This is a genomic window from Microbacterium proteolyticum, assembly GCF_029639405.1.
Taxonomy (GTDB): domain Bacteria; phylum Actinomycetota; class Actinomycetes; order Actinomycetales; family Microbacteriaceae; genus Microbacterium.
On the sequence record NZ_CP121274.1, the window covers coordinates 3,383,811 to 3,399,247 of the forward strand.

17 protein-coding genes are annotated in these 15,437 nt (G+C 70.4%); 10 read left to right on the top strand and 7 right to left on the bottom strand.

Going from position 1 to position 15,437, the window contains the following annotated elements:
• Both P8R59_RS17005 and P8R59_RS17010 read right to left on the bottom strand, forming a co-directional pair.
• Window positions 1–540, bottom strand: coding sequence for a DUF6264 family protein (locus tag P8R59_RS17005; RefSeq protein WP_278102028.1), 540 nt, complete (start codon window positions 538–540; stop codon window positions 1–3).
• On the bottom strand, window positions 537–1,577 hold the full coding sequence (locus tag P8R59_RS17010) for a 4-hydroxy-3-methylbut-2-enyl diphosphate reductase (RefSeq protein WP_303655357.1): 1,041 nt from the start codon (window positions 1,575–1,577) through the stop codon (window positions 537–539). Before P8R59_RS17010 ends, P8R59_RS17005 begins: the two co-directional genes overlap by 4 nt.
• A gap of 89 nt (window positions 1,578–1,666) precedes the next feature.
• Here P8R59_RS17010 and xseA point away from each other — a divergent pair, with 89 nt between their 5' ends.
• The 7 genes from xseA to P8R59_RS17045 are packed head-to-tail and all read left to right on the top strand — an operon-like array spanning window position 1,667 to window position 8,045.
• The gene (xseA, locus tag P8R59_RS17015; protein ID WP_278102030.1) at window positions 1,667–2,980 is read left to right on the top strand and encodes an exodeoxyribonuclease VII large subunit; all 1,314 of its coding nucleotides are present in this window, start codon (window positions 1,667–1,669) and stop codon (window positions 2,978–2,980) included.
• Window position 2,981: 1 nt separating this feature from the next.
• Window positions 2,982–3,221, top strand: coding sequence for an exodeoxyribonuclease VII small subunit (locus tag P8R59_RS17020; protein ID WP_036328293.1), 240 nt, complete (start codon window positions 2,982–2,984; stop codon window positions 3,219–3,221).
• On the top strand, window positions 3,221–3,853 hold the full coding sequence (locus P8R59_RS17025; RefSeq protein ID WP_278102031.1) for a DUF4245 family protein: 633 nt from the start codon (window positions 3,221–3,223) through the stop codon (window positions 3,851–3,853). Before P8R59_RS17020 ends, P8R59_RS17025 begins: the two co-directional genes overlap by 1 nt.
• Before the next feature lie 35 nt (window positions 3,854–3,888).
• On the top strand, window positions 3,889–4,509 hold the full coding sequence (locus tag P8R59_RS17030) for a carbonic anhydrase (RefSeq protein WP_278103848.1): 621 nt from the start codon (window positions 3,889–3,891) through the stop codon (window positions 4,507–4,509).
• Window positions 4,510–4,541: 32 nt separating this feature from the next.
• Window positions 4,542–5,936, top strand: a complete 1,395-nt coding sequence (locus tag P8R59_RS17035) for a class II fumarate hydratase (protein WP_278102032.1) — start codon at window positions 4,542–4,544, stop codon at window positions 5,934–5,936.
• Window positions 5,937–5,976: 40 nt separating this feature from the next.
• On the top strand, window positions 5,977–7,392 hold the full coding sequence (locus tag P8R59_RS17040; protein WP_278102033.1) for a sensor histidine kinase: 1,416 nt from the start codon (window positions 5,977–5,979) through the stop codon (window positions 7,390–7,392).
• Complete coding sequence (locus P8R59_RS17045; protein WP_278102034.1) at window positions 7,389–8,045, top strand: response regulator transcription factor; 657 nt, start codon at window positions 7,389–7,391, stop codon at window positions 8,043–8,045. Before P8R59_RS17040 ends, P8R59_RS17045 begins: the two co-directional genes overlap by 4 nt.
• Window positions 8,046–8,337: 292 nt before the next feature.
• Here P8R59_RS17045 and P8R59_RS17050 read toward each other — a convergent pair whose 3' ends face one another.
• On the bottom strand, window positions 8,338–9,705 hold the full coding sequence (locus P8R59_RS17050) for a PhoH family protein (protein ID WP_077051844.1): 1,368 nt from the start codon (window positions 9,703–9,705) through the stop codon (window positions 8,338–8,340).
• 185 nt (window positions 9,706–9,890) lie between these two features.
• Window positions 9,891–10,664 (bottom strand): isoprenyl transferase, encoded by a 774-nt coding sequence (locus P8R59_RS17055; RefSeq protein ID WP_077052659.1) that lies wholly within the window; start codon window positions 10,662–10,664, stop codon window positions 9,891–9,893.
• Window positions 10,665–10,821: 157 nt separating this feature from the next.
• On the opposite strand from P8R59_RS17055, the gene trhA reads away from it, so the two are divergent.
• Complete coding sequence (trhA, locus tag P8R59_RS17060; protein WP_077051845.1) at window positions 10,822–11,514, top strand: PAQR family membrane homeostasis protein TrhA; 693 nt, start codon at window positions 10,822–10,824, stop codon at window positions 11,512–11,514.
• 29 nt (window positions 11,515–11,543) lie between these two features.
• Here trhA and P8R59_RS17065 read toward each other — a convergent pair whose 3' ends face one another.
• A complete protein-coding gene (locus tag P8R59_RS17065; protein ID WP_077051846.1) occupies window positions 11,544–11,819 on the bottom strand; it encodes a hypothetical protein in 276 nt (91 codons plus the stop codon).
• Between the two features lie 63 nt (window positions 11,820–11,882).
• Between P8R59_RS17065 and P8R59_RS17070 the strand changes: the two genes are divergently transcribed.
• Window positions 11,883–12,278, top strand: a complete 396-nt coding sequence (locus tag P8R59_RS17070) for a DUF4307 domain-containing protein (RefSeq protein WP_278102035.1) — start codon at window positions 11,883–11,885, stop codon at window positions 12,276–12,278.
• A gap of 111 nt (window positions 12,279–12,389) precedes the next feature.
• A complete protein-coding gene (gene greA / locus P8R59_RS17075; RefSeq protein WP_077051848.1) occupies window positions 12,390–12,881 on the top strand; it encodes a transcription elongation factor GreA in 492 nt (163 codons plus the stop codon).
• Window positions 12,882–12,961: 80 nt separating this feature from the next.
• Here the strand turns inward: greA and ilvA are convergent, their stop codons facing one another.
• A complete protein-coding gene (ilvA, locus tag P8R59_RS17080; RefSeq protein ID WP_077051849.1) occupies window positions 12,962–14,191 on the bottom strand; it encodes a threonine ammonia-lyase in 1,230 nt (409 codons plus the stop codon).
• Entirely contained in the window at window positions 14,188–15,378 is a 1,191-nt protein-coding gene (locus P8R59_RS17085; RefSeq protein WP_278102036.1) for an AI-2E family transporter, read from the bottom strand. The genes ilvA and P8R59_RS17085 overlap by 4 nt, the downstream gene beginning before the upstream one ends.
• Window positions 15,379–15,437: the final 59 nt, after the last annotated feature.

The following is a 15,437-nucleotide window of genomic DNA, read 5'->3' on the forward strand; positions in this document are numbered from 1 at the left end:
TCAGTTCGCGAACGAGCCGGTGAGGGCCGACAGGAACGCCGGGTCGGCGGTGAGCGCGATGGTGATGCACACGCCGGCGACGAGCGTCGTCGCCACGAAGCCGACGAGCGGCACCCAGAACGCGATCCGCCCGCGGCGCAGGCGCCGCCAGGTGAGCCAGGCCGTGAGCAGATAGCCGACCGCGTACACGACGGATGCCACGGCACCCCACACGTACCCGGTCGACAGCGCCGTGTACGTGGCATCCACGCCCAGGATCTGCGCGGCGCGCTCGGCGTAGCCGGGGAAATCGAGCAGCTGCACGATCGTGGAGATCACCGAGATGAGGCCGTAGACGAGCAGGACGAACGTCGCGACCCGGTCGGCGAGCGGGCCGCGGGCGCGGGCGGCGGCCGGAGTCTCGTCGACGGCGGGCTCGGGCGCCGGGGCGACTCCCGCCTCGAGCGCCTCGGTCACCTCGGGGCGCTGGATGCGCGCGCGCTGCTCCTCGGGCGAGGCGTACTCGCCGTACTGCGGGCGTGGACGGGCATCGTCGCTCACGGGCGACCCCGGCCGCCGAGGGCGCGCTGGTCGCGCTTGCCGGACGAGTCCTGACGCAGCTCCTTGGGGAGCGAGAACATCAGGTCCTCCTCCGCGGTGCGCACCTCTTCGACATCGCGGTAGCCGGCACCGGCGAGCTCCTCGAGCACTTCCGTGACGAGCACCTCGGGCACCGACGCGCCGCTGGTCACACCGACGGTCTCGACACCCTCGAGCCACTCCTGACGCACCTCGTCGACGTAGTCGACGCGGTAGGCGGCCTTGGCGCCGTGCTCCAGCGCGACCTCCACGAGGCGCACGCTGTTCGACGAGTTCGCCGAGCCGACGACGATCACGAGGTCCGCGCCGCGCGCGACCTTCTTGATCGCGACCTGACGGTTCTGGGTGGCGTAGCAGATGTCGTCGGACGGCGGATCCTGCAGCTCGGGGAACCGCAGGCGCAGGCGCCGGACGGTCTCCATCGTCTCGTCGACAGACAGTGTGGTCTGCGAGAGCCACACGACCTTCGACGGGTCGCGCACCTCGACGGTGTCGGCGTGCTCCGGAGAGTTGACCACGGTGACGTGCTCGGGCGCCTCGCCCGCCGTACCCTCGACCTCTTCGTGTCCCTCGTGGCCGATGAGCAGGATCTCGAAGTCGTCGCGCGCGAAGCGCACGGCCTCGCGGTGCACCTTGGTCACGAGCGGGCAGGTCGCGTCGATCGCCTGCAGGTGCCGATCGGATGCCGCCGACACCACGGCCGGCGAGACCCCGTGGGCGCTGAAGACGACGTGCGAGCCCTCCGGCACCTCGTCGACCTCCTCGACGAAGATCGCGCCCTTCTTCTCGAGCTCGGTCACGACGTGGATGTTGTGCACGATCTGCTTGCGCACGTAGACCGGCGCGCCGTAGCGCTCGAGCGCCTTCTCGACCGCGATGACGGCGCGGTCGACACCGGCGCAGTACCCGCGCGGTGCGGCCAGCAGCACCTTCTTCTGTCCGTGGACGGGGATATCCTGGAGCCGCCCGCGTCGACCCGGGATCCGGGGAACGGGCAGGTGGACGGCAGGTGTGCTCACCCCTCGATTCTACGGGGGCGCCCCTGGACGACGGCCGAACCGCCCACCACCGACCCCCACGAGAGAGCATGACCTCCTTCCGACCCGAAGCCGTCGAGGGCCAGGCGCCCCCGGCCGACTCCGTGCACCCGCGCGATTCCCGCACCGACACCCCGACGTCGGTGTCGCGCCTGAACGACACGATCCGCGGCTTCATCGAGCGCTGGGGGTCGGTCTGGGTCGAGGGCGAGATCACCTCGTTCAACCGGCGGGGCGGCAACGTCTTCGGGCGCCTGAAGGATCTCGGAACCGACTCGACCGTCGCTTTCCGCATCTGGTCGAGCACGCTCGCGCGGTTGCCCAAGGATCTGCAGGTCGGCGACCACGTCGTCGCGTGCGTCAAGGCCGACTACTTCCCCCGGACCGGCGACTTCTCGTTCTCGGTGTCGGCGATGCGCCACGTGGGCCTCGGCGAGCAGCTCGAGCGTCTGGAGCGGCTGCGCGTGCAGCTGCGGTCCGAGGGGCTGTTCGACCCCGCGCGCAAGAAGAAGCTGCCCTTCCTCCCCCACTGCATCGGACTCATCACGGGCGAGAACTCGGACGCCGAGAAGGACGTGCACCGCAACGCCGAGCTGCGCTGGCCACAGGTGCGGTTCCGCACGCGGTACGCGGCGGTGCAGGGCGACCGCTGCGTCCCCGAGACCCTGGCGGCACTGAAGGCGCTGGATGCCGACCCCGACGTCGACGTCATCGTGATCGCGCGCGGCGGCGGGGATCCGCAGACGCTCCTCGGTTTCAGCGACGAGCGACTCGTGCGCGCGGTGGCCGCGGCATCCACCCCGATCGTCAGCGCCATCGGCCACGAGAACGACCGTCCGCTGCTGGACGACGTCGCCGACGTGCGCGCCTCCACCCCGACCGACGCCGCCAAGCGCGTGGTGCCCGACGTCAGCGAGCAGCGCGCGCTCGTCGCGCAGTTGCGGGCGCGCCTGACGAGCCGACTCACGCAGCGCGTGCTCCACGACATCGCGCAGCTCGAACAGTTGCGTTCGCGTCCGGTGCTGCGGACGCCCCACTCGATGCTCACCTCCCGCGCGCAGGACGTCTGGATGCTCGCGACCCGCGGGCGCGACGTCGTCGACCGCCGACTGCAGGGCGAGGAGCGGCGGACGCGGGAACTCCGGGCTTCGCTGCGCGCTCTCTCACCGGAGGCCACCCTGGCCCGCGGATACGCGATCGCGCAGGTCGAGGGCGGTGGGATCGTGCGCGACGCGACGCAGGCACCCGCGGGCTCTCGCGTCGTGGTGACTGTCGCCGAGGGCGCGTTCGGCGCCTCCTCCACCGGCCCGATCGACGGCGCCGAGTCCCCGACGGACGGCGGCGCCTCCGCCGGTCGCGCCTAAGATGGATGCCATGACCGCGACGCCTTCCGGCCCCTCCGCCGACGTGGCGTCCCTGTCGTTCGAACAGGCCCGGGACGAGCTCGTCCGTGTGGTCGCCGAGCTCGAGCAGGGTGCGCCCACGCTGGAGGAGTCACTGGCCCTCTGGGAACGGGGCGAGCAGCTCTCGGCCCGCTGCGAGGAATGGCTTCTCGGCGCCAAGCGACGGCTCGACGCCGCCCGCGGCGAGGGTGAGGAGTCCTGATGGCCCGCATCGTCGCCGAGCTCGGTCGCCCCGAGACGCCCGAGGAGACAGCGGCCCGCAAGGCCGAATCGTCGCGCCGCTACCGCTCCAGCAAGACCTTCCGCAACCTCGTCGCCGCGCTCCTCGTCACCGTGGCCGTCGTCCTCGTCGTGGTCGCGGCGGTTCCGCGCGGCGAGCCCGCCCCGCGTCCGGAGCCCGACGTCGTGGCACTCGCCGCCGACCTGTCCCGCGAGATCGGTCGCCCCGCCCTCTCGCCGTCGCTCCCCGACGGCTGGCGCGTGAACCAGGCCACGACCGAGGGTCAGGGCGGCACCGAGGCGTGGACGATGGTCTACGTCCGCTCCGGCGAGTCCGGGTTCGTGCGCGTCGCGCAGGGCCTGGACACCGGCGACGAGTGGGTCGCCCAGATCCTGGGCGGAGCGCGCAGCACCGAGACCGTGGCGATCGACGGGATCGACTGGAACGTCTACCGCCCCAGCGACCCCGAACGTGCCGGCAACATCACCTACGCGCTGTCGACCCCCGCCGGGCCCGATCAGGTGCTGATCTACGGCGACGCCAGCCCCGAGACGACCGCGATCGCCGCGGCATCCGTCACCGCCCAGGTTCGAGAACTGAGAGAGACCCCGTGAGCGAGCGCATCACCCCCCGTGCCGTGTGGACCCAGATGCTCGAGGGCAACCGCCGCTTCGTCTCGGGCGAACCCGCGCACCCGCGCCAGGACGTCGAACGTCGCACGGAACTGGCGAGCTCGCAGCACCCCACGGCGGCCCTCTTCGGCTGCTCCGACTCGCGCCTCGCGGCCGAGATCATCTTCGACCAGGGCCTGGGCGACCTGTTCGTCGTCCGCAACGCCGGCCAGGTCATCTCCGACTCGGTGATCGGCAGCCTCGAGTACGCCGTCGGCGTGCTGGAGGTCCCGCTCATCGTGGTGCTCGCGCACGACGCGTGCGGTGCCGTGGGCGCCGCGATCGACAGCACCGGCATCGACGCCCCGACCCTCCCTCCCTACATCTGGCGCCAGATCGCCCCGATCGTCCCGGCCGTGCGTCGGGTGCAGCGCGAAGAGGCCGCCGCCGGCCGCGCGGCCGACCGCATCGACGCCGAGCTGGTGGGTCGAGAGCACCTGCGTCACACCGTCGCCGACCTGCTGCGCGCCTCCGAGCTCATCGCCGAGGCCGTCGCCGAAGGTCGGGTCGCGGTCGTGGGCGCCAACTACCGACTCGACGACGGGGAAGCCGTCCCCGTCGTGAGCGTGGGCGACGTGGACGACTCCCACGCCGCCTGAGACCGCACGAAACGATCTGGAGGAACGACGACGTGACCGACATCGAGTACCGCATCGAACACGACACCATGGGTGAGGTGCGGGTGCCCAAGGACGCCCTCTACGCCGCGCAGACGCAGCGCGCGGTCGAGAACTTCCCCATCTCGGGTTCGGGGCTGGAGTCGACGCAGATCGCCGCGCTCGCCCGCATCAAGAAGGCGGCGGCGCTGGCGAACAAAGAGCTCGGCACGCTCGACCCGCGCATCGCGGACGCCATCGCCCAGGCCGCCGACGAGGTCATCACCGGCGCGTACGACGCGCACTTCCCGGTCGACACGTACCAGACCGGGAGCGGCACCTCGTCGAACATGAACATGAACGAGGTCCTGGCGACCCTCGCCACCGGGATCCTCGGCGACACCGTCCACCCCAACGACCACGTCAACGCCTCGCAGTCCTCGAACGACGTCTTCCCCACCTCGGTGCACATCGCGGTCACGCAGGCCCTCATCGACGACCTCATCCCGGCGCTCGACCACCTGTCGGTCGCTCTCGAGGCGAAGGCCGAGGCGTGGAAGGGCATCGTCAAGTCCGGTCGCACCCACCTCATGGATGCCACCCCGGTCACGCTCGGCCAGGAGTTCGGCGGCTACGCCCGCCAGATGCGCCTCGGCATCGAGCGCGTGCAGGCCGTCCTCCCCCGCGTCGGCGAGGTGCCCCTCGGCGGAACGGCCGTCGGCACCGGGATCAACACGCCGCTGGGCTTCCCGCAGAAGGTCATCGAGCTGCTCGCCGCCGAGACGGAGCTGCCCATCACCGAGGCCAAGGACCACTTCGAGGCGCAGGCCAACCGTGACGGTCTCGTCGAGGCATCCGGCGCCCTGCGCACCATCGCGGTGTCGCTCACCAAGATCAACAACGACATCCGCTGGATGGGCTCGGGGCCGAACACCGGCCTCGGAGAGCTGCACATCCCCGACCTGCAGCCCGGTTCCTCGATCATGCCCGGCAAGGTCAACCCGGTCGTCCCCGAGGCCACGCTGATGGTGTGCGCGCGGGTCATCGGCAACGACGCCACCGTCGCCTGGGCGGGCGCGTCGGGTTCGTTCGAGCTCAATGTCGCGATCCCCGTGATGGGCACGGCGCTGCTGGAGTCCATCCGCCTGCTGTCCAACGCCATGCGCGTGCTCGCCGACAAGACGATCGACGGCCTCGAGGCCAACGTCGCCCGCGCCGAGGCGTTCGCCGGGATGTCCCCGTCGATCGTCACGCCCCTGAACAAGGTCATCGGGTACGAGGCCGCGGCGAAGATCGCCAAGCACTCGGTGGCCAAGGGCATCACGGTCCGCGAAGCCGTCATCGACCTCGGCTACGTGGAGCGCGGCGAGATCACCGAAGAGGTGCTCGACGCCAAGCTCGACCTGCTGTCGATGACCCACCCGGGCTGAGCCGGATCGCGACGACGCCGGGGAACGCCATAATCAGAGGATGATCCGCCGCACGAGACCCATCTCGGCACGCGTGCGGCTCCTCGCGGCGATCCTCGGCGTCGTGCTGCTCGGCCTCATCATCGCCGGCGGCATCACGTTCTTCGTGCAGAGCGAGCGCGTGCTCGCCAACGCGCAGCGACAGCTCGACGGCTTCGTCTCGACCGTGTCCGCCGGCGGACAGGACGCCGCCGACCTGGTCGCGGCCGCCGTGCCGGGCCGCACGGACGGCACGCTGGCCCTGCGCGGAACCACGGTCCTCGCCACGACCCCGGCCCCGCCGGGCCTCCCGCTCGCCGGCGACGCGGACTTCCTCGCCGATCTGCGTGCCGCGCTGGATCGCGGCGAGATGCGCGGGCGCCTGGACACGGGCGTCGGCCCGGTCCTGTACGCCGCGGTGGCCGACGAGGATGCCGCGATCGTGCAGGCCATATCGATCGACCAGCGCATGGAGCTGGTGACCCTGTCGACCCTCACGTACGCGATCGCGGGGGCGGGCGTGCTCCTCGCCGTCGGAGTGGCCGGTTGGTTCGTCACGGGCCGTCTGTTCTCGCCGCTGCGGAAGCTCCGCGACACGACCGACGCGATCACGATCGCCGATCTCGGGGTGCGCGTCTCGAGTGAGGGCAACGACGAGATCGCCGACCTGACGGCCTCCGTGAACTCGATGCTCGACCGACTGGCGATGTCGGTCGCCGCCCAGCGGCAGCTCCTCGACGACGTGCGGCACGAGCTGAAGACGCCGATCACGATCGTCCGTGGCCACCTCGAGACGATGAACCCCGCCGATCCCGAAGACGTCGTCGAGACCCGCGACCTCGGAATCTCCGAGCTCGACCGGCTCTCGCGCCTCGTCGACGACATCGACGCCCTCGCCGACGTCGAAGCCGGTTCGCTGTCGGCGGGAGTCGTCGACGTGAGCGCGCTCACCGACCGCGTCGGCGAACTCGTCGAGGCCATCCCCGAACACACCTGGACGATCGAAGCACGCGGCCGCGGCCGGATCGTCGGCGACCACGACCGTCTCGTGCAGGCCTGGTTGCAGCTCGCCGACAACGCCGCGAAGTACACCCCGGCCGGAAGCCCCATCGAGATCGGCAGCTCCGACGACGGCGTGGTCGCGACACTGTGGGTCCGCGACCACGGCCCCGGCATCCCTCCCGCCGCCCGTCATCGTGTGTTCCGCCGCTTCGACCGCGTCTCGACCCGGCGCGGCGTCGACGGATCCGGGCTCGGCCTGTCGATCGTGGATGCCATCGTGAAAGCGCACGACGGACACTGCACCATCGCCGACACCCCCGGAGGCGGCGCGACCCTGACCATCCACGTGCCCCTGGGCGGAGCGCACGCACCGACCCACCTTCCGACGCCCGTCCGTGCCGGCGACGTCGTCCAGCAGAGAGAGGCCACCGGATGACCCGCATCCTCATCGCCGAAGACGAGGAGCGCATCTCTGCGTTCGTGGCCAAGGGTCTGGAGGCCGCCGGCTACCAGACCCTCATCGTCGAGGACGGAGCCGAGGCTCTCGACACCGCGCTCGCCGGCGAGGTGGACCTCGTCCTGCTGGACGTGGGGTTGCCGACGATGGACGGCTTCGAGGTGCTGCGGAGCCTGCGCGGGCAGGGGTCGTCGATCCCGGTCATCATGCTCACGGCCCGCACCAGCACCCGCGACACCGTCGACGGACTCGACGCCGGCGCGAACGACTACGTCGCCAAGCCGTTCAAGTTCGACGAGCTGCTCGCCCGCGTCCGTTCGCGCCTACGCGAGCCGGTGTCGCTCGGGTCCATCACGATCGCGCACGGCGACGTGTCGCTCGACGTCCTCACCCGCCGCGCCGCGATCGGCGCGCGGGAGATCGATCTCAGCGCACGCGAGTTCGCCCTCGCCGAGGAGTTCCTCCGTCACGCCGGGCAGGTGCTGAGTCGGGAGCAGTTGCTCAGCCGCGTCTGGGGGCTGGACTTCGATCCCGGCTCCAACGTGGTGGACGTCTACGTCCGCTATCTGCGCGCCAAGTTCGGCGCGGCGCGCATCGCCACCGTGCGCGGTGCCGGTTATCGATGGCAATAGACCCCCGAAAACCCAAAAGCCCCCGGTTGGGGGGAAACCGGGGGTATGGGGATGCGGTCCACGGCGGTCTTCCGACGTACCCGAAACGTCGGTGACCTGCACGGCGAACCGTTCTCTTTTCATTTATGGGGGGAACCGCCGAGGCGGTGACGAGGTCTCCCTCGCCGTTGACACAACTCTGTCGGTTCCCCGTGAGAATGCGAGGAGGTGCAGATGAGAAAGCTCTCATCTGCCCGACCCCACAGAAGAGGGGCCGGGATGCGTGGCATCCCGGCCCCTCCGTACGCGATCTCTAGGAGAGTTCTCCGGCCTCCAGCAGCTCGGTGACGAGCGCGGCGATGGCGGACCGCTCCGACCGGGTCAGCGTGACGTGACCGAACAACGCGTGGCCCTTGAGCGTCTCGATGACCGAGGCGACACCGTCGTGGCGGCCGACCCGCAGGTTGTCGCGCTGCCCGACGTCGTGGGTGAGCACGACGCGCGAGTTCTGGCCGATGCGGCTCAGCACCGTCAGCAGGACGTTCCGTTCGAGCGACTGCGCCTCGTCGACGATCACGAACGCGTCGTGCAGCGAGCGACCGCGGATGTGGGTGAGGGGCAGAACCTCGAGCATGCCGCGGGCCAGTACCTCTTCGAGCACGTTCCCCGACACCACCGAGCCGAGCGTGTCGAACACCGCCTGCCCCCACGGGCCCATCTTCTCGGCCTGATCGCCGGGGAGGTAGCCCAGCTCCTGCCCGCCCACGGCGAACAGCGGACGGAAGACGATGATCTTCTTCTGCTGCTGACGTTCCAGCACCGCCTCGAGCGCCGCGCACAGCGCGAGTGCCGACTTGCCTGTGCCGGCACGGCCTCCGAGCGAGACGATCCCCACCTCCGGGTCGAGCAGCAGGTCGATCGCGATCCGCTGCTCGGCCGAGCGTCCGTGCAGACCGAACGCGTCGCGGTCGCCACGGACGAGCCGGAACTCGCCGTCGCCGGTGACACGACCCAACGCCGAGCCCCGCTCCGAGTGGATGATGAGGCCCGTGTTGACCGGGAGGCCGCGGACGTCGTCGCTGGCGGCGACCTCGGATTCGTACAGGTCGCTGAGGTCGTCTCCCGAGACGTCGATCGAGGCGATCCCGGTCCAGCCCGAGTCCATCGCCTGCTCGGCGAGGTATTCCTCGGCGGAGAGACCCAGTGACGACGCCTTGACGCGCATCGGCAGGTCCTTCGACACCACCGTGACCTCGGCGCCGTCGCGCGCGATGTTCATCGCGACCGCGAGGATGCGGCTGTCGTTGTCGCCCAGGCGCATGCCCGACGGGAGCACCGAGGGGTCGGTGTTGTTCAGCTCGACGCGGAGCGTGCCGTCGGTGCCCACCGGGACGGGGAAGTCGAGGCGGCCGTGCTCGATGCGCAACTCGTCGAGGTGACGCAGCGCCTGCCGCGCGAAGTAGCCGATCTCGGGGTCGTGGCGCTTACCCTCGAGCTCGGTGATCACCACGACCGGGATCACGACCGAATGCTCGGCGAAGCGGAAGAACGCCCGCGGGTCGCTCAACAGGACGGAGGTGTCCAGAACGTAGGTGCGCAGAGCCTGATCGGCTGAGGCATCCGGTTCCGAAACACTGCTGTCGACGACGTTCCGCTGGTCGTACGGTGCTCGTGCAGTCACAACCCACTCCCGACCCGGGTGTCTCACCCGGCTGTCACGAGTCGACCTGTGGGTCACGAGTCGCGATCCGAAGGCCGACTCGACCGGGCTCCGTGCCCGATGACCTCACCGTAAAGCCTTCCGCGGGCACGTGGGGTCGCGAACACGCCCGGAAAAATGACGAGTGCGTTAACGCTGACGCACGGCTACTGGCCGAATCGGCGGTCGCGCGCGGAGAAGTCGCGAATTGCGCGAAGGAAGTCCACTTCGCGCAGGTCGGGACCGAGCGCCTCGACGAAATAGAACTCCGAGTGCGCCGACTGCCAGAGGAGGAAGTCACTCAGACGCTGCTCCCCCGAGGTGCGGATGACGAGGTCGGGGTCGGCCTGGCCGCCGGTGTACAGGTGCTCGCCGATCTGCTCGGGAGTGAGGCTCGCCGCCAGCTCCTCGAGCGACCCGCCCCGCTGATCGTGTTTAGCGATGATGCTGCGCACCGCGTCGACGATCTCGCTGCGGCCGCCGTAGCCGACGGCGAGGTTGACGTGCAGACCGGTGTGCGAGCGGGTCCGGTCGGTGACCTCCCGCAGCACCTCGGCGAGGGCGGGGGGCAGGTCGTCGGCCCGCCCCACGTGCTGCACACGCCAGTCGGGCTCGTGCGACAGTTCGCGGGCGAGCTCGGCGATGATCTCGATGAGGTCCTCCAGCTCGCGGGAGTCGCGCTTGCGGAGGTTGTCGTTGGACAACAGGTACAGCGAGACGACCTTGATGCCGAGGTCGTCGCACCAGCGGAGGAACTCGTGCATCTTGGCCGCGCCGGCACGGTGGCCGTGCGCGGCGCTATCGAACCCGAGCTGCCGCGCCCAGCGGCGATTGCCGTCGATCATCATCGCCACGTGATGCGGCACGGTCGCGGGCATCTGCCGGCGCAAGCGCTGGATGTACAGCCGGTAGAGGGGACCCCGCCCCTCGTTCCTCCACACGCGCGCCACCCGGCTACGCTACCGCGTCGACCTCCTCGCGGCACGGTTCGCCCGTCTCCGCGGCGAGCCGCCGTGGGCCGACCATGTGCCCGCGCGGGTATGCGGGCCGACGTAGGCTCGACGCGTGACGCCTTCCCCCACCGGTGACGGACCGGAGATGCCGCAGCTCCCCCTCCTCGAGGCGGGGGCCGTCGGTGCGCAGGCCGATCTGAAGCCCACCTGGCGCGGCTGGATCCACGCCGGCACGTTCCCGGTGGCCATCGCCGCCGGCATCGTCCTGATCAGCCTCGCGCAGGGTGCTCCGGCGAAATGGGCCTCCGCGGTCTTCATGGCGACGTCGATGCTGCTGTTCGGCAACTCGGCGCTGTACCACCGGTTCAATTGGAAGCCGAAGACGAGGGCGGTACTCAAGCGCATCGACCACGCCAACATCCTGCTGCTCATCGCGGGGACGTACACGCCGTTGGCCGTCCTGGCACTGGACACCCCGCAGACGATCCTGCTGCTGTCGATCGTCTGGGGCGGGGCGATCCTCGGGATCTTCTTCCGCGTGTTCTGGATCAACGCCCCGCGCTGGCTCTACGTGGCGCTCTATCTCGCCCTCGGCTGGGCGGCGGTGATGTACATCGTCGACCTGTTGAACGCGAACGTCGCGATGATGGTGCTCGTCGTCATCGGGGGACTGCTCTACACGGCGGGGGCCATCGTGTACGCCCTCAAGCGCCCGAACCCGTGGCCCGGCCACTTCGGCTTCCACGAGATCTTCCACGTGTGCACGGTCCTGGCGTTCCTCTGCCACTGGACGGCGTGCCTGCTGATCGCGATGCACCCCGCCTTCCACGGCGGATAGCGACGGATGCCGCTCCCCCGCGGCGCGGATCAGCTGCGGGGAGCGTCGCGGTCGATGTCTTCGTCGTCGGTCTCGCTGGCGGCTTCGGCCGCGCGGGCCTGCTCCTCGGCATCCAGTTCCGCGTTGACCTCTTCGCGATAGCGCCCGCGCCGGATGCGGCGCAGCATGTCCCACACGAGGAGGAAGACCGCGACGCCGATGAAGGCGACCGCCGCGAAGCCGAGCGGTCCCGGGGTCACGATCGACTCGTCGGGGGTCGTGGCGGGGGTGGGCGTGGCCGCGAGGGCCGCGAGCGCGGTGAGCATGGAGTCCTTCGGTCCGGGCGGGAGCGCGTAGCCTGGAAGTCCAGCCTAAAGCCCGGGGAGACCATGACGACGCAAGCCCAGCTCGACGACCGCTACGGCCGCACCCGGTCGCCGCGTCGGCGGATCGTGCTGTGGAGCGTCGTGGGCGTGGTCGCGGTGGCTCTCACCGTCGCGCTCGGATGGACGACCGTGGCGAACAACCTGGCGTCCGTGACCTCCACCGACACCGGATTCGCGGTGACGGATGCCGAGCGCGTCACCATCTCGTTCCAGATCACCGCACCCGTGGGGCAGCCGGTCGCCTGCGCGATCGAGGCGCAGGACGAAGAGCACGGAACCGTCGGGTGGCGGGTCGTGGAGTACCCGGCATCCGAGGATCACACCCGAGCCTTCTCGGAGGAGATCCCGACCCTGGCGCTGGCGACGACGGGTTTTGTCAACTCCTGCTGGGTGCCGTAGTCTCGATCACCAAGACGCGCCCCGGCCCGAAGCCGGGGCGTTCGACATATCCCCCGGCGGTCGGCGGTTTCTCCCTGCCCGACTCCGGCCCGATCGACGAAGGAGACCACCGTGTCCACTGACGCTCAGGTGACGTTCCTCACCCAGGATGCCTACGACCGTCTCGCCAACGAGCTCGAGCACCTCTCGACCACGGGCCGCGAAGAGATCGCCAAGCGCATCGAGATCGCCCGGGAAGAGGGCGACCTGAAGGAGAACGGCGGCTACCACGCGGCCAAGGACGAGCAGGGCAAGCAGGAGGCCCGCATCCGCACCCTCCAGGCGCTGCTGAAGAACGCCAAGGTCGGCGAGGCGCCCGAGAGCACGGGCGTCGTCGAGTCCGGCACGGTCGTCACCGCGATCATCGCCGGGGGCGAGGAGAAGTTCCTCCTCGGCAACCGTGAGATCGCCGCCGACTCCGAACTCGACGTGTACAGCGAGGCGTCGCCGCTGGGCGCCGCGATCCTCGGCCTCAAGGAGGGCGACAGCGGCTCGTACACCACGCCCAACGGCAAGCAGATCTCGGTCGAGATCGTGAAGGTCGAGACCTACTCGGGTCAGTGACCGCTACGTGCGAAGAGCCGCTCCCCCGTTCGGGGTGAGCGGCTCTTCGCGTCTCGCCCGGTGTCGCCGGGGCGGGGGCGTCAGTCCGGGACGACGGTCGCGAAGAAGCCGGCTTCCTCCAGCGTGCGGATGACGAGCGCCCGGTGCTCCGCGCCCCGTGTCTCCACGCTCAGCTGCAGGATGACCTCGCTGATCTGCAGGCCCTGTCCGTGCCGCGTGTGCAGCACCTCGATGACGTTGGCGCCGACCTGGGCGAGCAGCTCCGACACGCGGGCGAGCTGCCCGGGGCGGTCCGGGAGCGGGATGCGCAGCGACATGTAGCGACCGGATGCCGACAGCCCGTGGGCCACGACCCTCTGGAGGAGCAGCGGATCGATGTTCCCGCCGGAGAGGATCGTCACGGTGGTCCCCGTCGCCTGGATCTTCCCGGCGAGGATCGCGGCCACCCCGACTGCGCCCGCGGGTTCGACGACCTGCTTGGCGCGCTCGAGCAGGACGAGCAGCGCCCGCGCGATGTCGTCCTCGGTGACGGTGACGACCTCGTCGACGAACTGCCGGATGAGCTCGAACGGCAGATCACCCGGACGCGCGACGGCGATTCCGTCGGCGATCGTCGGGGTCGTCGGCACCTGGATCGGGTACCCCGCCGCGAGGGAGGTGGGATACGCGGCGGAGTTCTCCGCCTGGACGCCGATGATCCGCACGCGGCGCCCCTCGGCGGCCGCCCGCGCCTTGACCGCGGCGGCCACGCCGGCGGCGAGACCGCCGCCGCCGATCCCGACGATGACGGTGTCCAGATCCGGCAGGTCTTCGACGAGCTCCAGGCCGAGCGTCCCCTGACCCACGACGATGTCGCGGTGATCGAACGGATGGATCAGCACCGCGCCCGTGCGTTCGGCGAACTCGGCCGCGAGGCGGAGAGGTGTCTCGACGGTCGCCCCCTCCAGGATCACCTCGGCGCCGTACCCGCGGGTCGCGAGGAGCTTGGGCACCGGCACGCCGAGCGGCATGAAGATCGTGGCCGTGATGCCGAGCTGCTGCGCCGCGAGGGCGACGCCCTGCGCGTGGTTGCCCGCGGATGCCGCGACGACGCCGCGCGCCCGTTCCTCGGCGGTGAGGCGTGACAGGCGGTACGTCGCTCCGCGGATCTTGAACGACCCGGTCCTCTGCAGATTCTCGAGCTTGAGGTGCACGGGGACGCCGAGCAGCTCGGTCAGGTGCAGCGACTCGTCGAGCGGGGTCCGCGTGATGATGCCGCGCAGGGTCTGCGCGGCATCCTCGAACTCGGCCAGGGTGGGCGTGTCGTTCATGATCTCCTTCCGCGTTCGCGGGGCACGGTCTGCCAGATGAGGTCGGCGGAGTCGACGGCGGAACCGCCGTCCCGCCACGCATGGCTGCTGAGGTACACCGAGACGACGTTGACGAACGCGGCGAGCGGCACCGCGAACAGCGCACCGGGGATGCCGCCGATCATCGCCCCGCCGGCGACGACGAGGACCACCGCCAGCGGGTGCACCTTCACGGCGGATCCCATGAGGATCGGCTGCAGCACGTGGCTCTCGATCTGCTGGACGCCCAGCACGACGATGAGCATGAACAGCGCGATCAGCGGCCCGTTGTAGACCAGCGCGATGAAGACCGCGAGGGCCCCGGTCACCACGGCGCCGACGAACGGGATGAACGCGCCCAGGAACACCAGGACGCCGATCGGGATCGCGAGCGGCACACCGAGCAGGAACGCGCCCAGGCCGATGCCGATCGCGTCGATCGTGGCCACGAGCAGCTGCGTGCGGGCGTAGGTGATGACGGTGCGCCACCCGGCGCGGCCGGCGCCGTCGACGGCGGGGCGCGCGACGCGCGGGAACAGCCGCGTCGTCCAGCGCCAGATGCCGCCGCCGTCGGCGAGCAGGCAGAGCAGGATGAACAGCGTCAGCAGCAGCCCCGTGCCGACGTGGCCGATCGTCGTCCCGATCGCCAGCGCACCCGTCCACAGCACCTCGGCCTGCTGCTGCAGGAACGTCCCCGCCTGGCGGAGCCCGTCGTCGATCTGCTGCGCCGACAGGTGCAGGGGGCCGTCGATGAGGTACTGGCGGAACTGGCCGATCGCTTCCACCGTGCGGTCGCGCACCGAGCCGAATTCCCGCGTGATCTGCCAGACCGCGAGCCACAGCAGCCCCGAGATCACGGCGATCGTCCCGAGCACCGTGACGACGATGGCGAGCCAGCGCGGCCACCGGTGCCGCAGGAGGAACGAGAACGCGGGCCACACGAGCGCGGTGATGAGGATCGCGACCAGCAACGGGATGACCAGGAGCTTCAGCTGGATGACCAGCCACACCACCACGCCGATGGCGGCCGCGATGACCAGCAGTCGCCACGAGTAGGCGGTGGCCTGGCGGAGCGCCGAGGGGACCGCCGGCGAAAGGTCGCTCGAGACGGTGCGCCGACGCAGGGCGTCGAAGAACGATCCGCGGTCCTCGGGATCGGTTCCGGTCATCCCGTCAGCCTACCGCCGCCCCCGCCCCGGGAACGCCGGGAATGTCGGCAGCCATGCCT